17 protein-coding genes are annotated in these 18,846 nt (G+C 41.9%); all 17 read left to right on the top strand.

What is annotated here, in order from left to right; all coding sequences use genetic code 11:
• Positions 1-180, top strand: a 180-nt coding sequence (locus tag PVE40_RS00780; protein WP_274729975.1) for a hypothetical protein, incomplete at its 5' end; no start/stop codon positions are given.
• 34 nt (positions 181-214) lie between these two features.
• Positions 215-2,953, top strand: a complete 2,739-nt coding sequence (gene secA, locus PVE40_RS00775; protein ID WP_420828502.1) for a preprotein translocase subunit SecA — start codon at positions 215-217, stop codon at positions 2,951-2,953.
• Between the two features lie 83 nt (positions 2,954-3,036).
• A protein-coding gene (prfB, locus tag PVE40_RS00770; RefSeq protein WP_274729974.1) for a peptide chain release factor 2 occupies positions 3,037-4,153 on the top strand; the annotation gives its coding sequence in 2 pieces (ribosomal slippage) (positions 3,037-3,108 and positions 3,110-4,153; 1,116 coding nt in all).
• 302 nt (positions 4,154-4,455) lie between these two features.
• A complete protein-coding gene (ftsE, locus tag PVE40_RS00765; RefSeq protein WP_274729973.1) occupies positions 4,456-5,142 on the top strand; it encodes a cell division ATP-binding protein FtsE in 687 nt (228 codons plus the stop codon).
• On the top strand, positions 5,132-6,019 hold the full coding sequence (gene ftsX, locus PVE40_RS00760; RefSeq protein WP_274729972.1) for a permease-like cell division protein FtsX: 888 nt from the start codon (positions 5,132-5,134) through the stop codon (positions 6,017-6,019). The genes ftsE and ftsX overlap by 11 nt, the downstream gene beginning before the upstream one ends.
• Positions 6,020-6,126: 107 nt before the next feature.
• On the top strand, positions 6,127-6,861 hold the full coding sequence (locus PVE40_RS00755; RefSeq protein WP_274729971.1) for a response regulator transcription factor: 735 nt from the start codon (positions 6,127-6,129) through the stop codon (positions 6,859-6,861).
• Positions 6,861-8,660, top strand: coding sequence for a two-component system histidine kinase PnpS (gene pnpS, locus PVE40_RS00750; protein WP_274729970.1), 1,800 nt, complete (start codon positions 6,861-6,863; stop codon positions 8,658-8,660). Before PVE40_RS00755 ends, pnpS begins: the two co-directional genes overlap by 1 nt.
• Positions 8,661-8,872: 212 nt before the next feature.
• A complete protein-coding gene (locus tag PVE40_RS00745; RefSeq protein ID WP_274729969.1) occupies positions 8,873-9,760 on the top strand; it encodes a substrate-binding domain-containing protein in 888 nt (295 codons plus the stop codon).
• A 140-nt stretch (positions 9,761-9,900) separates the two neighbouring features.
• Entirely contained in the window at positions 9,901-10,761 is an 861-nt protein-coding gene (gene pstC, locus PVE40_RS00740) for a phosphate ABC transporter permease subunit PstC (RefSeq protein ID WP_274729968.1), read from the top strand.
• On the top strand, positions 10,762-11,577 hold the full coding sequence (pstA, locus tag PVE40_RS00735) for a phosphate ABC transporter permease PstA (protein WP_274729967.1): 816 nt from the start codon (positions 10,762-10,764) through the stop codon (positions 11,575-11,577).
• A gap of 3 nt (positions 11,578-11,580) precedes the next feature.
• Positions 11,581-12,339: a phosphate ABC transporter ATP-binding protein PstB gene (pstB, locus tag PVE40_RS00730; protein WP_274729966.1), complete on the top strand. Its 759-nt coding sequence runs from the start codon at positions 11,581-11,583 to the stop codon at positions 12,337-12,339.
• A gap of 56 nt (positions 12,340-12,395) precedes the next feature.
• Entirely contained in the window at positions 12,396-13,055 is a 660-nt protein-coding gene (gene phoU, locus PVE40_RS00725) for a phosphate signaling complex protein PhoU (protein WP_274729965.1), read from the top strand.
• 75 nt (positions 13,056-13,130) lie between these two features.
• A complete protein-coding gene (locus PVE40_RS00720) occupies positions 13,131-13,448 on the top strand; it encodes an ArsR/SmtB family transcription factor (RefSeq protein WP_274729964.1) in 318 nt (105 codons plus the stop codon).
• Between the two features lie 81 nt (positions 13,449-13,529).
• On the top strand, positions 13,530-16,364 hold the full coding sequence (gene uvrA, locus PVE40_RS00715; RefSeq protein ID WP_274729963.1) for an excinuclease ABC subunit UvrA: 2,835 nt from the start codon (positions 13,530-13,532) through the stop codon (positions 16,362-16,364).
• Positions 16,365-16,564: 200 nt separating this feature from the next.
• Positions 16,565-18,085: a daptomycin-sensing surface protein LiaX gene (gene liaX / locus PVE40_RS00710; protein WP_274729962.1), complete on the top strand. Its 1,521-nt coding sequence runs from the start codon at positions 16,565-16,567 to the stop codon at positions 18,083-18,085.
• A gap of 14 nt (positions 18,086-18,099) precedes the next feature.
• On the top strand, positions 18,100-18,408 hold the full coding sequence (locus tag PVE40_RS00705) for a PspC domain-containing protein (protein WP_274729961.1): 309 nt from the start codon (positions 18,100-18,102) through the stop codon (positions 18,406-18,408).
• On the top strand, positions 18,408-18,749 hold the full coding sequence (locus tag PVE40_RS00700) for a phage holin family protein (protein ID WP_274729960.1): 342 nt from the start codon (positions 18,408-18,410) through the stop codon (positions 18,747-18,749). The genes PVE40_RS00705 and PVE40_RS00700 overlap by 1 nt, the downstream gene beginning before the upstream one ends.
• Positions 18,750-18,846 lie beyond the last annotated feature (97 nt).

The raw sequence follows: 18,846 nt of genomic DNA, 5'->3' as shown, positions 1-18,846 counted from the left end.
TGTATTGCCATCCCTATTATACTCCTGCACGTGATTTTCCGTCATGGCATAGAACGCGGAGCGTTCATAAAGTTTTTTGTGGTAAATGACACAAATTTTAATCTAAAACCATACAAAAAAAGTTGTATTAATGGTAAAATGAATAAGATGTACGAAGTATATTCATTTTTAGAAGCTTAAATACATACAGATTTCAGTAATGAGGAGATAGAGCATGGCCAACATTTTGAAACGTTTATTCGAGAATGATAAGGCAGAGCTTAGAAGCTTAGAAAAAACAGCGGACAAAATTATTGCCTTAGCTGACACAATAGCAGCGTTAAGTGATGAAGAATTGACAGCAAAAACAGAAGAATTTAAGCAAAGATACCAAAAAGGCGAAACGTTAGATGACTTATTAGTAGAAGCTTTCGCGGTTGTACGTGAAGCAGCGAAACGGGTACTTGGTTTATACCCTTACAAAGTTCAACTAATGGGTGGGATCACCCTCCATAAAGGAAATATCGCTGAAATGAAGACCGGTGAAGGGAAAACATTGACGGCGACCATGCCGGTATACTTGAACGCTATTTCTGGCGAAGGTGTACATGTTGTGACCGTTAACGAATACTTAGCAAGCCGGGATGCAGTAGAGATGGGTGAATTGTACCGTTTCCTTGGATTAACAGTGGGATTAAACATTGCTGGGAAATCTTCCGAAGAAAAACGTGAAGCATATAACAGCGACATCACGTACAGCACCAACAATGAATTAGGCTTTGATTATTTGCGCGATAACATGGTTGTGTACCGCAACCAAATGGCACAACGCCCATTGAACTTTGCCGTAGTCGATGAGGTTGACTCTATTTTGATCGACGAAGCACGTACGCCATTGATTATTTCTGGACAAGCAGAAAAATCAACTGCGTTGTATAACCGTGCAGATTTCTTCGTTAAAGGGTTAAAAGAGGAAGAAGACTATACGATCGACTTGACTTCAAAATCAATCGCTTTGACCGATCAAGGAATTGAAAAGGCAGAGCGCACGTTCCATGCGAACAACTTGTACGACGTGGATAACGTAAAACTTGTTCATCACTTGGATCAAGCATTGCGGGCCAACTACATCATGCTACGCGACATTGATTACGTGGTAAATGAAGGAAAAGTTCAGATTGTCGACCAATTTACTGGACGGATTATGGAAGGTCGCCGCTACTCCGATGGCTTGCATCAAGCGATTGAAGCGAAGGAAAATGTGGAAATTCAAAACGAATCCCGCACCATGGCAACCATCACCTTCCAAAACTACTTCCGGATGTATAAAAAACTGTCTGGGATGACCGGTACAGCGAAAACGGAAGAAGAAGAGTTCCGCGAAATTTACAATATGGAAGTTGTTGCCATTCCAACCAACAAACCGGTTGTGCGTCAAGACTATCCAGATTTACTATACCCAAGCTTGAAGAGCAAGTTCAGAGCAGTAGTGGCCGACATCAAAGCTCGCCACGAAAAAGGACAGCCGATCTTAGTGGGTACGGTTGCGATTGAAACATCTGAATTGCTATCGAATATGTTGAAACAAGAAGGGATTCCGCATGAAGTATTGAATGCGAAAAATCACTTCAAAGAAGCAGAAATTATCATGAATGCCGGCCAACGCGGATCGGTTACCATTGCTACTAACATGGCAGGACGTGGTACAGACATTAAGCTAGGTGCAGGCGTAAAAGAACTAGGCGGTTTGACGGTAATTGGTACCGAGCGCCATGAGTCACGCCGGATTGACAATCAATTACGTGGACGTTCTGGTCGTCAAGGAGATCCTGGTGAAACGCAGTTCTACCTATCTCTTGAAGACGAGTTGATGAGACGTTTTGGTTCAGAACGAATCCAACAAGTATGGAGTCGTTTGAATATGGATGACGAAGCGGAAGACGTAGCGATTCAAAGTAAAATGCTCTCCCGCCAAGTAGAATCAGCTCAAAAACGCGTAGAAGGAAACAACTACGATACACGTAAGAATGTCTTGGAATACGATGAAGTAATGCGTGAACAACGGGAAATCATTTACGGCCAACGTTTGGATGTCATTATGGAAACTGAATCCTTGCGTAATGTTACTACGAAGATGATTGAACGCACCATTAACCGAATGGTAGAAACGCATACACAAGGTGAGAAACAAAACTGGGATCTTAAGTCCATTCGTGATTTTGCTGCGAATGTGCTGGTTCATCCTGACTCTATCGAGCTATCCGACTTGGAAGGCAAGACAGCAGAACAGATAAAGGAAGAATTGATTAATCGTTCTAAAGCAGTCTATGCTGAAAAAGAAAACAGCTTGCGCAAGGATCAAATGCTAGAATTTGAAAAAGTAGTGATCTTACGAGTAGTGGACCAAAAATGGACCGACCACATTAGTAATATGGATGAATTGCGTCAAGGAATTGGACTGCGTTCATATGCGCAGAACAATCCTTTAACGGAATATCAAACAGAAGGCTATAATCGCTTCCAAGAAATGATTGCTTCCATTGATTACGATGTAACTCGAATTGTCATGAAGTCTGAAGTTCGTCAAAATCTACAGCGTGAATCAGTCGGCGCTAATTCCACCATCCGCCCAATGCGTGAAGGGGAAGCAGGAACGGTTGACCGTGCAGAACAAATGAGACGTGCACAGATGGCTGCCATGCAAATGCGCCAAATGATGATGGCTCAACAAGCTGCAAAACTTCGTGCCCAACAACAAGCTCAGCAGGCTGCTGCAGGACCTGTTGGAGAAGAGGCAGTCGATCAAGTTGAAGTAGAACGAAAGGTTCAAGCAGTTGAACAAGAAACTAACACAGATCCAGCTACTACCAGCATGACGGCGGAAGAGATTGTGAACACGAAAATTGGACGCAACGACCCATGTCCATGTGGAAGCGGCAAAAAATTCAAGAATTGTCACGGAAAAGATATGTAACAATCAGACTGCAGAGTGAAGCCAAGAAACATCTCCACTCTGTAGTTTTTTGTATAGAAGCATGTATTCTAGGAGGAAATTAGATGGAATTAAGTGAAATAAAATCATTTTTAGAAGAATCAACTACCAAAATAAATAGCTTCAGGGGGTCTCTTTGACTTAGAGGCATTAGAAGCGGATATTGCGGAATATGAAGATCGCATGTTGGACCCTACTTTTTGGGACGACTCTACAGCGGCGCAAGAAGTCATTAATGAATCCAATCAATTTAAGAGCGTTTACGACACCTTTCAAAAATTGGTTGCCATGCAAGATGATGTGCAAGTTCTCTATGAACTAGCGAAAGAAGAGCCGGATGAAGGCTTCGAAGAAGAGCTGGAAGAAAAAGTAGTACAACTACAACAAGCCCTTTCTGAATATGAGTTAACGATGTTATTGAATGGACCACATGATAAAAGCAATGCCATTCTGGAAATCCATCCAGGTGCAGGTGGTACGGAATCACAAGATTGGGGCAGCATGCTCTACCGGATGTTTACTCGTTGGGCAGATAAAAAAGGCTTTGCGGTAGAAACGATGGATTATCAAGCGGGTGATGAGGCAGGAATCAAGAGTGTGACCATCCTGATCAAGGGCTTGAATGCATATGGCTATCTGCGTTCAGAGCGGGGCGTGCATCGTTTGGTACGGATTTCTCCCTTTGATTCAGCTGGCAGAAGACATACTTCCTTCTGTTCGATCGACGTAATGCCAGAGATTGCAGCCGATGATGCAGAAATCGAAATCAACCCTGATGACATTCGGGTAGATACCTTCCGTGCAAGTGGAGCTGGTGGACAGCATATCAACAAAACGTCATCTGCTATTCGAATCACCCATATCCCAAGCGGCATTGTCGTACAGAGCCAAGCACAACGCTCGCAGTTCCAAAACAGAGATACCGCAATGGGTCTCTTAAAAGCAAAACTGTTCCAAAAACAAGAAGAAGAACGCGAAAAAGAACTCGCAGCCATTCGTGGAGAACAAAAGGAAATCGGTTGGGGTTCTCAAATCCGTTCCTATGTCTTCCACCCTTACTCGATGGTCAAAGATCACCGTACCAACTATGAAACAGGGAACGTTCAAGCTGTTATGGACGGAGAATTGGATGACTTTATCGATGCGTACTTGAAGATGAACATTGAAACGAGTAACGACTAAAAGGTGAATCATCATCTTGAAATGGCCGTTCCATTATTTCAACAGTTATTTGTAAAAAGGCGGGAGTTCTTCCTAGCCTTTTTACAATAACTTGATTTGGTAGCCCTTCCCGTTACATAAGCAGCTGGGTTTGAAATATAACTGTAAAGAAACTAAAACAGACATTCTCTTTTTCCATGCTATAATAGAACAGCAATCTCATAACAGAGGTTTTATGTCGTTCACGCCGCAAACAAAGTGTTTGGGGTTTTTTTCAAAGTATAAAGAAGATTCAACGGAATATAAAAAAGATGGGTGATTAGATGATTGAAATGCTGAATGTCTCCAAGAAATATCCAAATGGCATTACGGCTGTAAATAATTTAAGTGTGAAGATCGAACAAGGTGAATTCGTTTATGTAGTAGGCCCAAGTGGTGCCGGTAAATCTACCTTCATTAAGATGATGTATCGAGAAGAAAAACCAACTTCCGGTACAGTCAAAATTGGTAAGTTTGAATTATCTAAAATGAAAGAGCGAGAAGTTCCGCATCTGCGTCGCTATGTCGGCGTGGTCTTCCAAGATTTTAAGTTATTACCGCGTTTAACTGTATACGAAAATATTGCCTATGCAATGGAAGTAATTGAAAAAACACCGAAGCAAATTGAAAAGCGTGTTTTTGAAGTGCTGGATTTGGTTAGCTTAAAACACAAAGCACGGATGTTCCCGAATGAGTTGTCAGGTGGAGAACAACAACGGATTGCCATTGCGCGTGCGATTGTAAACATGCCTGGTATTTTAATTGCCGATGAACCAACCGGAAACTTGGATCCTGATACTTCTTTAGAAATTATGCAAATTCTAGAAGAAATCAACAATCAAGGGACGACCATTCTAATGGCAACGCACAACAGCCAAATTGTAAATGATATTAAGCACCGTGTTATTGCAATCGAAAATGGGCGTATTGTACGTGACCAACTGGAAGGAGAATACGGATATGAAGGGTAGAACCATGGGTAGACATATCCGTGATGCATTTAAGAGTTTATTTCGTAATGGCTGGATGTCAATCGCAGCGATTAGTGCAGTAGCAATGACATTGATGCTGGTAGGAGCATTCATTACGATTTTATTTAATGTAAACAAACTAGCAAGCGACATTGAAAATGACGTAAATGTGCGGGTATTTATTGATTTAGCAGCAGAAGAAGCAGACAAACAAACGTTAGAAGAACAGTTGTCGCAAATCGAAAACGTAGAAGCAGTTACGTACTCGACTCGTGATGAAGAGTTGGACAATCTGATTGGCAGCTACGGTGAAGAGTTTAACTTATTTGGCGGAGACGATAATCCTCTGCACGATGTATTCACGCTTAGCACTCAAGTACCCGAACAAACGGGAGAAGTTGCTGAAAAAGCAGGCGAATTGGAATACGTCGCAAAAGTGGAATATGGCGGCACAACCGCAGAGAAGCTGTTTGATACAATCTCTGTACTTAGAAATATCGGATTAATCATCATCATTGGGTTGTTGTTGATTGCGATCTTCTTAATTTCTAATACGATTCGGATTACCATCTTCTCGCGTAGTACAGAAATTGAAATCATGCGTTTAGTTGGTGCGAAAAACAGTTATATTCGTTGGCCTTTCTTAATTGAAGGAGCGGTTATTGGCTTGATCGGATCGCTTATTCCAACCGGGATCATGATTTTCTTGTACCAATTCCTTTACGAAGTTGGATCTACTTATTTAATTGGTTCAAACTTTGCATTGCTTTCTCCAAATCCATTTATTTACTATCTAGGTTTAGGAGTTGTAGGGGTCGGTGTATTCCTTGGATCATTTGGATCTGTGCTATCGATGACAAGATTCTTGAAAGTCTAAACGAAGAAGAGGCAGGACATGTGTCCTGCCTCTTTTTTTCGCTTTCTTTCCATTTTGAAATGGGAGTGCTAAAATGAAAGAGAAATGTCAGGATTCAGGAGGATGAAATGAAAAAAGTATTGATTGTCGACGATGAGCAATCCATTTTGATTTTGCTGGCGTATAACCTCGAAAAAGACGGCTATGAAGTAGTGACCACGATGGATGGAGAAGAAGGATACGATTTGGCGTTGAAGGGATCGTTTGATTTTATCATTCTCGACTTAATGCTTCCATCAATGGATGGAATGGAAATCTGCAAGAAACTCCGCCAAGAGAAGATTGATACCCCTATTTTGATGTTGACTGCCAAAGATGATGAGTTAGAGAAAATTATTGGTTTAGAATTAGGGGCAGACGATTATATGACGAAGCCCTTCAGTCCCCGTGAAGTATTAGCACGAATGAAAGCTATTTTACGCCGGACCAAATCTCCATCGAATACAAACGAATCCCTGCCAGAGGAAACGTCACGTGTATCCAAGGAAGAGCAAGAAGATAAAGTGGTGATTCGAGATATTACGATTTTCCCTGAACTGTACGAAGTTCTGGTAAAAGGGGAGCCGATTGACATCACGCCCAAGGAATTTGAACTGCTCCTCTATATGGCACAGCGTAAAAATCGAATTCTCAGTCGGGAGCAGTTGTTGAACCGAATTTGGAATTTTGATTATGCTGGGGAAACACGTATTGTAGATGTTCACATTAGTCATCTGCGAGAAAAAATCGAAGAGGACACAAAAAATCCTCAATACATAAAAACTGTTCGTGGCTTTGGATACAAATTAGAGGAGCCAAAATAATGCGGAAATTTGCCAACCAATTTCTAGCTCTATTTATTGGGCTTTTTCTACTCCTATCAATGGGAGTAGTTTTTTATACAAATCAATTAGTTCGAAACTCCACTACCCAGACTATTGTACGGAATGTGGAAGAGCGGGCAACCAATATCGCTGCGTTATTGGACGAATGGATTTTGCAAAGTGCTACTTCGGTGCAAACGGCTGTAGAAGATTTTCCTTCCATGAATTTTCTGTTAGATGAAAAAGACAGTATTGCTTTCATGACACCTGATGGAACGTTAGTGTATTCATCAAATGCCTACCAATCTTCTGCAGAAAACCAAAAAAGTACAAAAGAGGTGCGCAGTATTCTAGAAGGTGAGCGAATCGGAACGAGTGGCATTGTCTTGAACCGTAAAAAAGAGCGTGAGTACCGAGTTGCGGTTGCCTTATTTAATGGGAAGGGGGAAAAGGTCGGTATCTTGCGGTTAACGCATGATATGGGAACATTGGATGAACTGGAGGATACGTTGCAGCAATCCGTTTTTGTTTTCAGCTTTATTTCAATTGTATTGGCAAGTTTCATTGCCCTTCACTTGACGAACCGGATATCGCGTCCGCTCAAACGAATTGAATCCCAGATTGACCGAATTGCTGAGGGAGACTACTCCGATGTATATATGGGGGAAGATTATCCTGAAGTCATGGAACTAGGGCATACCGTGAATAAGTTAGCGGACAGTCTGGAAGAGAAAAATTATGCCATCCTTCATTCGAATGAACGCTTAACTGCCTTGTTGGATCGTTTGATTGTAGGGGTTGTGTTACTGGATGAAAATCAGGAAATCCAGGTCATGAATCCTGCTGTTCATAAATTATTGGACATTAACAATGAACTGGTCGGCCACTCCTTTTTGGAACTGGCAAAAAGTTATGGTTTGATTCAAGTCATTCAACAGACGTATCAAAAAAAGGCCAACCAAAATGCAGAGGTATACATCTATTATCCAACAGAACTCATCCTTGATGTGAATACGATGGTACTGCCGGATAGTCAACATAATCAAGTTCTGGTTCTTCTCTATGACATTACCGAAATCAGACGATTGGAGAAAGTGCGTAGTGATTTCGTTGCGAATGCTTCGCATGAATTGCGAACTCCGATTACGGCCTTAAAAGGTTTTGCGGAAGTTTTATTGGATGGAGCCATGGAGGATCCTGCCTTATCGAAGCAGTTCGTAGAAATTATTCAAAAAGAAGCGAGACGCTTAGAAATCCTGGTTAACGATATTCTGGAACTATCTAGAGTAGAACGAAAGCAAGTACCGATGAGTAAAGAACGTGTTGTTCTACGTGAAGTAGTGGAAGCGTGCTTCGAAGTCATTTGTCCACAAGCGAAAGAAAAAAATATTTCTTTGCGTATTTTTTCTAATACCCCCGAACCTGTTATCGTAGAAGGGGAACGCAGCCGAATCGAACAAGTCCTGAATAATTTAATTTTCAATGCAGTGAATTATACGGACAAGGGTGGCAAGGTCTCGGTAATGCTGGAGCAAACGTCAGAGGAAGCAGTCATTCATGTGGTGGATACGGGGATCGGCATCCCTGAAGGAGACATTAATCGTATTTTTGAACGTTTCTACCGAGTCGACAAGGCAAGAAGTCGCAACTCAGGAGGGACAGGACTTGGACTTTCTATTGTTCGGAATTTAGTGGAAAATATGAACGGCTCCATCAGTGTAAAGAGTACACTAGGGCTAGGAAGTACATTTACCGTAAAGTTGCCTAAAAATGGGAATGATTATTCTACAAAAGATTAACCTTCTCTTTACATAAAATTTACAATTCCCTTTCAAACCTGCTTGGTCTATGAGACTTTAGCAGGTTTTTTTGTAAAAGGAAGCTGGAATAATAAAAAAGGCAGTCATTTTAAGTGTAAACTTTACATTAATCCATGAAGAAAATTTACATTGGTCGTCTACAATAAAGGTACGGCAAAAGGCCTAGTACATAAAAAAGGATGGTACGTAGAATGCAAATGAATCGTTTAACGAAACTTGTTTTATCTGTAGGTGCAGTAGGAATCTTGGCAGCATGTGATCCAGGTGCAACGGCTGGAGACGACGCTACTGGTGAAGTAAGCGGAACAATAAATGTGGTTTCTCGTGAAGATGGTTCAGGTACAAGAGGAGCTTTCACGGAAATTACAGGAGTACTAGCAGAAGACGAGAATGGTGAAGAAGTAGATAACACGTATTCAGAAGCAGTTATTCAAAATGGTACAGAAGGTGTTCTTTCTGCTGTAGCACAAGATCAAAATGCGATTGGATACATTTCGCTAGGTTCCTTGAATGATACCGTAAGAGGGTTGCCAGTTGATGGTGTAGAACCAACTGCTGAGACCGTTCAAGACGGAACCTTCCCGATTGCACGTAACTTTAACATTGCATGGGCTGGAGACTTAAGTGAAGTAGCACAAGACTTTGTTGATTATATCCAATCTGCTGAAGGGCAAGAAATTGCAACAGAAGAAGGGTATGTAGAGGCAGTATCCGACGCACCTGCCTATGAAAGCAAAGGACTATCAGGAACGATTTCGGTTGTCGGATCCACATCCGTTTCTCCACTGATGGAAGTTCTTTCTGAAGGATATCGTGAGTTGAATCCAGATGTACAAATTGATATCACTTCCAATGGTTCTTCTGCTGGGATGACTTCTGCAATTGAAGGAACAGCAGATATCGGAATGGCATCTCGTGAATTGAACGATACTGAAAAAGAAAAACTAACTTTTGAACCAATTGCCATTGACGGAATTGCAATTGTAGTAAATAAGAATAACGACATTGACAGTTTGACTCTTGAAGAAGTAAGACAAGTCTTCAGTGGTGAAATTACAAACTGGGAAGATGTTCAATAATAGAGTATAGTCGCAGTGTTCTACGGCCAGATTATTCTGGCCTTTTTTTTTGAGAAGTGTTATAAATGGATTAATCATGCTTCGATTCCAAAGCTGATAAGACGTTGACTGGGGAAACCAGGTCAAGGGAGAGGGGATTTATGAAAAAGAAGTATTTTTGGGAAAGTTTCATGAAATGGGTATTCTTCATTTCAGCCTCTATGTCGATTGTATCAATTGTGATCATTTTTTATTTTATTTTTGAAGGCGGACTACCTTTCATGTTGCGCTATGGAATCGCTGATTTTATCTTTGGGACCAAGTGGACACCATCAAACTCGAATCCACAATTTGGAATTCTACCGATGATTGTTGGTTCCCTCGTGATTACAGTAGGAGCAGTGCTCATTGGTGTTCCTACCGGTGTATTTACTTCTGTATTTATGGCAAAGTTCTGCCCGCCTAAGCTATACCGTTTCTTGAAGCCAGCAGTAAATATGATGGCTGCAATCCCTTCTATTGTATATGGATTCTTTGCGCTGCGTTTAATTGTTCCAATGATGCGTGGTATCGTTGGCGGTACAGGGATGAACATCCTGACAGCCTCTATTCTATTAGGGATTATGGTGTTACCTACCATTATTGGACTTTCTGAATCATCTTTACGCGCTGTACCAAAAAGTTATTACGAAGGAAGTATCGCTCTGGGAGCTACGCACGAACGATCGGTTATGCGCGTTATGGTTCCAGCAGCAAAATCAGGGATTATTTCAGCCGTTATTTTGGGTGTTGGTCGTGCGATTGGAGAAACCATGGCGGTCATCTTAGTAGCAGGGAACCAACCTCGTATTCCATCAAGCCTCACTCAAGGAGTACGGACGATGACCACAAATATTGTTTTGGAAATGGCCTATGCAGCAGGTGAACACCGGGAGGCATTGATTGCAACTGCAGTTGTGCTCTTTATTTTCATTCTGATTATCAATGGCGCATTTACTTACATAAAAAGGAAGGGAATCTAGATGGAATCGAAAATTATCAAATTTCTGGTTTACTTCTTTACGTTCGTTACGTTTGGTTCTCTTTTCTACGTAATTGGGTTTATTTTACTGAACGGAATTGGAAGTCTATCATTGGATATGTTTGCTTGGGAATACACCTCTGATAACGTGTCGATGATGCCAGCTATTATCACAACCTTCATTCTCGTATTCTTTACGTTGCTGATAGCTGCACCAATCGGGGTATTCACTGCTTTTTATTTAGTTGAATACGCTGATAAAGGCAACCGTTTTGTAAACTTGATTCGTATTGCGACGGATACTCTTTCTGGAATTCCGTCCATTGTCTATGGTTTGTTCGGGATGCTGTTCTTCGTTGTGTTCCTGGGCTTCCAGTATTCGCTGTTAGCGGGTATTTTAACATCAGTCATCATGGTATTACCGGTTATTATCCGTTCAACGGAGGAAGCGTTGCTAGCTGTTTCGAATTCCTTGCGGGAAGGAAGCTTCGCGCTGGGAGCTGGACGGCTGCGGACGATTTTCCGCGTTGTGTTGCCCGTTGCGATGCCGGGTATTCTTTCCGGGATTATCTTAGGAGTAGGAAGGATTGTCGGTGAAACGGCAGCGCTGATGTATACACTTGGAACATCAACCAATCTGCCTACTGGACCTTTCCAATCCGGTCGTACTCTTGCTCTACACATGTTTGTGCTAGCAGGGGAAGGATTGCATGTACGTGAATCCTATGCGACAGGGGTTGTCCTGATTGTCATCGTATTGATTATTAATGGACTCTCAACCTGGCTCAGCAATCGATTAACTAGAGGAGCGAAGTAATTTATGAGTAAAAGTAAAATAAGCGTAAATGATATGAATCTGTGGTACGGTGATTTCCAAGCGCTGAAAGGCATTAATATGGAAATCAAAGAAAATGAAATTACTGCTTTTATTGGACCATCTGGTTGCGGAAAGTCTACATTCATTAAAAGTTTGAACCGAATGAATGACTTAGTAGCAGGGTGCCGAATTGAAGGAAGTATTCTTCTTGATGGACAAAATATGTATGCAGATCACTATGATGTTAATATGCTTCGGAAACGAGTCGGAATGGTATTTCAACATCCAAACCCATTCCCAATGAGCATCTATGACAACATCGCCTATGGACCGCGTACACACGGAATCAAAGACAAAAAAGTCTTGGATGAAATCGTAGAACGAAGCCTAAAAGGTGCGGCAATTTGGAATGAAGTAAAGGATGACCTTTCCAAAAATGCGCTACGCGTTTCCGGTGGACAACAACAACGGATTTGTATTGCTCGTGCATTGGCAGTAGAGCCAGAAGTATTGTTGATGGACGAACCAACGTCTGCTTTGGACCCAATCTCTACAGCAAAAATTGAGGATCTGGTTCAAGACTTGAAAGACCAATACACAATCGTAATGGTCACACACAACATGCAACAAGCAGCTCGTGTTTCCGATAAGACAGCCTTTTTCTTAACTGGTGAGATTATTGAATTTGGTGAAACCGATGAAATATTCTCAAACCCGAGTGATCAACGTACAGAAGATTACGTCTCTGGAAGATTTGGGTAGAAAACAGATAAATGGTATAATAATAGGTATAAGAATGATGAGCGAGGTGTATTGGAATGAGAAAAACGTTCGATGATGATTTAAAAACGATGCACGGTCAATTCACCAAAATGGGCCTTATGGTCAATGAAAATATTCTGCGCGCAGTGAAAGCTTTCATCAATCACGATGAAAATCTTGCATTGGAAGCGAAGAAGAAAGATGAAGAAATCAATCAGTTAGAAACAGACATTGAAAACTTCTGTTTCAAACTCATTGCTTTGCAACAACCCGTAACTTCTGATTTACGTTCCATCGTAACCGTAATGAAAGCAAGTTCCGACCTAGAGCGGATGGGTGACCACGCAGTAAGTATATCTCGATCAGTAATTCGAGTAAAAGAGCGCCATAATAAACGAATTCCGGAAGTAGAAGCGATGATTGGCGAGATGGCCGACAACGTGAAATTGATGGTTGAAGAGGGAATTGATGCTTACGTACGCGTTGATTTGGATGAAGCGTACCGCATCGCTGCAATGGACAGTGCAGTAGATAAACAGTTCGTAGCGATTAACCACTTCTGTCTGAAGCAAATGGCAGCCGATTCAGAAGTAGTGCCAGGCGGAGCAGATTATATTTCTGTAGCCGGATATTTGGAAAGAATCGGAGATTACGTAACCAACATCTGCGAACGAGTCGTTTACTTGAAAACTGGAGAAATCCAAGAATTAAATTAAAAGTAGCATAAGAGGCTGGGAATTGACTCCCGCCTCTTTTTATTTCTGCTAAAATAGATAGAAGAATACAGCGAGGTGACAAATGTGAAAGAAGTAATCGACCATGCTACAATAGATTTAACCACTAAAATTTTCAAATTGTTAGGGGACGCAACTCGGTTCCGCATTCTCTACTTGTTGGAAGATAAGGAATGGAATGTAAATGCAATTGCAGTTGAGTTGGATATGGAGCAATCAGCGGTGTCTCATCAATTGAAGAAGTTAAAGGAAGCGCAACTCGTGAAGAGCAGACGCTCTGGTAAAAATATTTTATACAGCCAAGATGATAAGCACGTTTATGAAATTCTGCATATGGCTGTCGCGCATGCGAAACACTCGCATACAGACGAATAAAAAAAGTCGAACGAGTGTTCTTTTTCCTTTTATTGTGTTAAAATAAGGAACGAGAAATCTTTTAGACAAAGGATGTAGACTATGGCAAAAGACCAAATTGTTGTGCGTGGCGCACGTTCGCATAACTTAAAAAATATTGATATCACGATTCCACGGGATCAACTTGTCGTCGTAACTGGTCTTTCTGGTTCAGGGAAAAGCTCCTTAGCTTTTGATACCCTGTATGCAGAAGGACAACGTCGGTATGTAGAGAGTCTCTCTGCATACGCTCGTCAATTCTTAGGCCAAATGGAAAAAGCAGATGTCGACAGTATTGATGGGTTGAGTCCCGCCATTGCAATCGATCAAAAATCAACGAGTAACAACCCTCGTTCTACAGTCGGTACCGTGACAGAAATCAATGATTTTTTGCGTCTTTTGTATGCACGTGTCGGGCACCCGATTTGTCCGAATGATGGGACAGAAATTAGCAGCCAATCACCTGAACAAATCGTTAATCAAATACTGGATTTACCGGAGCGCACGCGTTTGCAAGTTTTAGCACCAGTAGTTTATGGGAAAAAAGGGCAACATAAAAAAGTCTTTGATTCCATCAAAAAGCAAGGGTATGTTCGGGTTCGAGTAGACGGTGAAACGTATGATGTTTCTGAAGTGCCGGAATTAAATAAAAATCAAACTCATGACATTTCGATTATTGTCGATCGGATTGTTATCAAGGAAGGGATCCGTTCTCGACTCTTCGATTCCGTTGAAACAGCACTTCGCCTAGCAGAAGGATATGTAGTGATTGATCTCATTGGAGAAAAAGAAATGATGTTCAGTGAACATTATGCATGTCCTCTTTGTGGCTTTACAGTAGGTGAAATTGAACCTCGTCTCTTTTCGTTCAATGCGCCTTATGGAGCTTGTCCGGATTGTGATGGAATTGGGATGAAACTGGAAGTAGACTTGGATTTAATTGTGCCAGATAAAACATTATCTCTGAATGATGGTGCGATGGCTCCGTGGAATCCAATCAGTTCGAACTACTATCCAGAAATGTTGCGTCAGTTCTGTACGGAATATAAGATTCCGATGGATGTGCCATTTGAAGAATTATCCAAAGAACATCAAGATCTCGTTTTGTTTGGCTCGAAAGGGAAGAAATTCCACTTCTATCATAAGAATGAATTTGGCAGTGTAAGAGATGTGCATATTCCGTTTGAGGGAGTAGCCACAAATGTGAACCGTCGTTATCATGAGTCATCCAGTGACTTTACTCGCAAAGTAATGCGCGAGTATATGACGGAACTTTCTTGTCAAACGTGTCATGGTGCCCGTTTGAACGAACAGGCACTCTGCGTCAAAGTGGCAGGGGAAGACATCGCACAATTAACGAGCCGTTCAATCGAAAAAGCAATCAACTTTTTGAGCGACATGGAATTAACGGAAGCTGAAACGTCCATTGCTGATCCGATCTTGCGTGAAATCAAGTCGCGACTTCTTTTCTTACGCAATGTAGGGCTGAACTACTTAACCTTAAACCGTGTGGCAGGGAGCCTTTCGGGTGGAGAAGCACAACGGATTCGCTTGGCCACTCAAATCGGATCCAACTTATCGGGTGTTTTATACATCTTAGATGAACCTTCTATCGGGTTGCATCAACGAGATAACAACTTGTTGATTGAATCGATGAAGAGCATGCGTGATTTAGGCAATACACTGGTCGTTGTCGAACATGACGAAGAAACCATGATGCAGGCCGACTACTTGATTGATATTGGACCGGGAGCTGGAGAGAGCGGGGGCCAAATCGTAGCGGCTGGTAAGCCTGAAGAAGTCATGCAAGTAGAGGAATCCATTACAGGAAACTACTTAGCAGGGACCAAGTTTATTCCTGTTCCGGCTGAAAGACGAAGCGAAGACCGCGGTGCGGTATTATTGGAAGGAGCAACAGAAAACAATCTGAAAGATGTGGACGTCTCATTCCCGCTTGGCCGCTTTATCGCCGTGACGGGGGTATCGGGTTCTGGGAAGAGCTCGCTGGTGAATCGTATCTTGAAGGTCGCTCTATCGAAACACTTGACCCGAACCAAAGAAAAGCCAGGTGCATTTAGAAAAATTTCTGGCTATGAAGAGCTGGAAAAGGTTATTGATATTGATCAAAGCCCAATTGGTAGAACACCACGTAGTAACCCAGCTACCTATACAAGTGTGTTCGATGATGTACGGACCTTGTTTGCTACTACGAATGAAGCAAAAATTCGTGGATACGGCAAAGGCCGCTTTAGCTTTAACGTAAAAGGCGGGCGCTGTGAAGCTTGTAAGGGAGACGGTATCTTGAAGATTGAGATGCACTTCTTGCCAGACATCTATGTACCTTGTGAAGTGTGCCATGGGAAACGGTACAATTCAGAGACACTGGAAGTTCGTTACAAAGGAAAGAATATTTCAGAGATTTTAGAAATGACGATTGAAGAGGCAGTTGAGTTCTTTGCTGCAGTACCAAAAATTCGCCGCAAACTTCAAACCATTTGCGATGTAGGACTTGGTTATATTACACTCGGTCAACCCGCAACGACTTTGTCAGGTGGAGAAGCGCAGCGGATGAAGTTAGCTAGTGAGCTGCAACGTGTTTCTTCCGGTCGAACGTTCTATATTTTGGACGAACCAACAACGGGACTGCATACACATGACATTGCGAAACTTTTAGAAGTCTTGCAACGACTTGTGGACGCTGGCAATACCGTGTTAGTGGTCGAACACAACTTAGACGTAATCAAAACTGCAGACCATATTATTGATATGGGACCAGAAGGCGGCGTCGGTGGGGGAACGGTGATTGCTACCGGAACACCAGAAGAAGTAGCGGCCGTTCCGCATAGCTATACCGGACAGTACTTGAAGAAAGTACTGGAACGAGACAAGAACAGATAAAATAACAAAAAGTATGGCAAAACGCATCTCGTACGAAGTGCTTTGGCATACTTTTTTCTTCTACGTATTGGTATGTATCTGGAAATCAACCTTAAGACCTATGACTTTGGAAACGTTTCTTGGCATAATAAGTACATAAGAACCGTTTAACGCTAGGTCATAGAATTTGTATAAATGAACCCTTATAAGGAGGAACTACCATGAATGAAAGAGAACGTATTTTAGCGCTTGTACGAGAAGGCATTATTTCTACCGAAGAAGCGATTGAACTATTGGAAAATGCGGCGAAGAAACATGGCAGAGATGCGATGCGTCAGAACAAAGATGAAGGCTTCACTGAAGAAACTGAAACGGTGACGGAAGAGAAAACCGTAGAAGAAGAACGCGAAGAAGCAGAGAAAAAAGACCGTGTGAATTTTGAAAAAATCTTGGAAGAACTTGCTAGCGAAATTTCCTTCTTCTCTTCTCGCGTAGACGAGAAAACAGAAGCATTGCAAGTGTTGCGTCGACAAATCAGTTTGAAGGAAGATCGCAGACAAGAGCTTGCGACTCATGAAGAACTAGGTGGCATGACACCAGAAATGGAAATCGAAGCGATGCGTTTGGATGAAGAATTAGAAAGCCTACGTGGCCAAGAACAAGCTCTACGTGAAGAAAAACGCGAAATGGAAGAAAAAATGCGTACGTTGAAGAAGGAACAACTGGAGAAAAATGTGAAATCCTTCAGCGAAAAGTTCGGCAACAAGGAAGAGTGGAAAGAAACCGCCAATGACCTTTCTGGGAAACTTGGTAAGGTAGGTGCGCAAATCGGCAGCTTCTTCAGCTCTACCATGAATACCGTAATGGATAACGTAGAATGGAAAGAAATTGATTTTAACTTGAATGTCCCAGGATTAGTTAGCAGCAAGTTCTCTCATGACTTCGTTTATGAGAATACGACCGCTACAATTTTGGATTTCCAAATTGCGAACGGGAATATCGTTTTTGAAAAAGGCGATACCGAAGACATTCGCATCCATGCGGACGTGAAAATCTATGCGAAAGTGGAAGAAGGAACACCATTTGAAGCATTTGAAGCACGCAGCCATATCGAAATAGATGAAGACCAACTAAAATTCCATGTACCAAACAAACGAGTGCGCTGTGACTTGCTTGTCACTTTGCCAGCTCGTGAGTATGACTACGTTGCCTTCAAGATCTTAAACGGAAATCTGTCATTAAACGACTTGAGTGGGAAAGACGTATATGTTAAATCAACAAATGGTAAAATGACATTCACCAACCTGCAAGCAACGATGTTGGAACTGGATGGTGTCAACGGCAGCATTCAAGTAGAAGACAGCAATCTTGTTGATTTGATGGCGAAATTAGTGAATGGTACGATTACAACAAACAGCCAAATTGCCAGCTCGACTCTTTCCGTAGTAAATGGCGATGTCAAAATGACCTATCTTGATACAGAAATGAAACGGATTGAGGCTACTTCTGTAAACGGAACAGTTAAATTGGCGATTCCAAATGAAAAGAGCATCGAATTAGAAGCAAACAGCTCACTTGGAGCCATCAAAAATCGGATGGTTGATGGTGAAGTTGTGAAACAACGTGACGAAAAAACAAATAAACATCTTCAATATCGGAGACTGGTAGACAATGCCCCGGTTGTGGTAGAATTGAAAACAACAAACGGGAACATTATGTTGAAGGACACCGATCGTAAATAATGGGAGGGAGAAGTATGAAAAGATTAACGAAATCCGCAAAAGATAGACAAGTAAGTGGTGTATTAGGTGGGATTGCTGAATATTTTGGTATTGACTCTACAATTGTACGTGTGATATTCCTAATCTTTGCCTTTGCTGGAGTAGGATCGCCTGTATTCCTGTACATCCTGTTGGCGATTCTCTTGCCAGAACCAAGTCGTGAGGATCATAATTACAGCGACAGCACGACCTATAGCAGACCGCGTTCAAGCCAAGCGCGTCCGCGTAAAGAAGCAAAACCAGTTACAAAAGAAAAAGAAGACGATGATTGGAGCGACTTTTAATGGGCTTTTGGAAGAAAATAGCGATTAATTCTATTGTCTTTATCGCATTAGCCTTCCTACTGCCAGGATTTGTGGTGAGTAGTGCATGGACTGCCTTTTGGGCAGCAATCGTCCTCTCACTGGTGAATATCCTCGTGAAACCAATCTTGCATATTCTTTCGTTTCCGATTACCCTGCTAACGTTTGGGTTGTTCAGCTTCATCATCAATGCGTTGATGTTGTCCCTGACTTCCGCCTTAGTAGGACCGGGATTCTGGTTTAGCAGTTTTGGGGTAACCTTACTCGTATCTTTAGTTTTATCACTGGTACAGAGTATGGTGTCTGAAAATAAGCGCGCATAAGCAATCGAGCAGAAGCAAAAGGGTACTTCCCTTATGCTTCTGCTTTTTTAACTTTATTCACTTTCTGATAAATGTTATGATTGAACAGAACATGTAT

Source organism: Jeotgalibaca caeni, from assembly GCF_028863945.1.
Classification (GTDB): domain Bacteria; phylum Bacillota; class Bacilli; order Lactobacillales; family Aerococcaceae; genus Jeotgalibaca; species Jeotgalibaca caeni.
Note: the sequence above shows the minus strand (reverse complement) of the source record. Positions and strands in the feature narration are given on the sequence as shown.

What these genes read in the sequence shown, in the direction of transcription:
- secA (WP_420828502.1), top strand. Translation starts at nt 215, where the DNA reads ATGGCCAACATTTTGAAACGTTTATTCGAGAATGATAAGGCAGAGCTT.
- ftsE (WP_274729973.1), top strand. Translation starts at nt 4,456, where the DNA reads ATGATTGAAATGCTGAATGTCTCCAAGAAATATCCAAATGGCATTACG.
- ftsX (WP_274729972.1), top strand. Translation starts at nt 5,132, where the DNA reads ATGAAGGGTAGAACCATGGGTAGACATATCCGTGATGCATTTAAGAGT.
- PVE40_RS00755 (WP_274729971.1), top strand. Translation starts at nt 6,127, where the DNA reads ATGAAAAAAGTATTGATTGTCGACGATGAGCAATCCATTTTGATTTTG.
- pnpS (WP_274729970.1), top strand. Translation starts at nt 6,861, where the DNA reads ATGCGGAAATTTGCCAACCAATTTCTAGCTCTATTTATTGGGCTTTTT.
- PVE40_RS00745 (WP_274729969.1), top strand. Translation starts at nt 8,873, where the DNA reads ATGCAAATGAATCGTTTAACGAAACTTGTTTTATCTGTAGGTGCAGTA.
- pstC (WP_274729968.1), top strand. Translation starts at nt 9,901, where the DNA reads ATGAAAAAGAAGTATTTTTGGGAAAGTTTCATGAAATGGGTATTCTTC.
- pstA (WP_274729967.1), top strand. Translation starts at nt 10,762, where the DNA reads ATGGAATCGAAAATTATCAAATTTCTGGTTTACTTCTTTACGTTCGTT.
- pstB (WP_274729966.1), top strand. Translation starts at nt 11,581, where the DNA reads ATGAGTAAAAGTAAAATAAGCGTAAATGATATGAATCTGTGGTACGGT.
- phoU (WP_274729965.1), top strand. Translation starts at nt 12,396, where the DNA reads ATGAGAAAAACGTTCGATGATGATTTAAAAACGATGCACGGTCAATTC.
- uvrA (WP_274729963.1), top strand. Translation starts at nt 13,530, where the DNA reads ATGGCAAAAGACCAAATTGTTGTGCGTGGCGCACGTTCGCATAACTTA.
- liaX (WP_274729962.1), top strand. Translation starts at nt 16,565, where the DNA reads ATGAATGAAAGAGAACGTATTTTAGCGCTTGTACGAGAAGGCATTATT.
- PVE40_RS00705 (WP_274729961.1), top strand. Translation starts at nt 18,100, where the DNA reads ATGAAAAGATTAACGAAATCCGCAAAAGATAGACAAGTAAGTGGTGTA.
- PVE40_RS00700 (WP_274729960.1), top strand. Translation starts at nt 18,408, where the DNA reads ATGGGCTTTTGGAAGAAAATAGCGATTAATTCTATTGTCTTTATCGCA.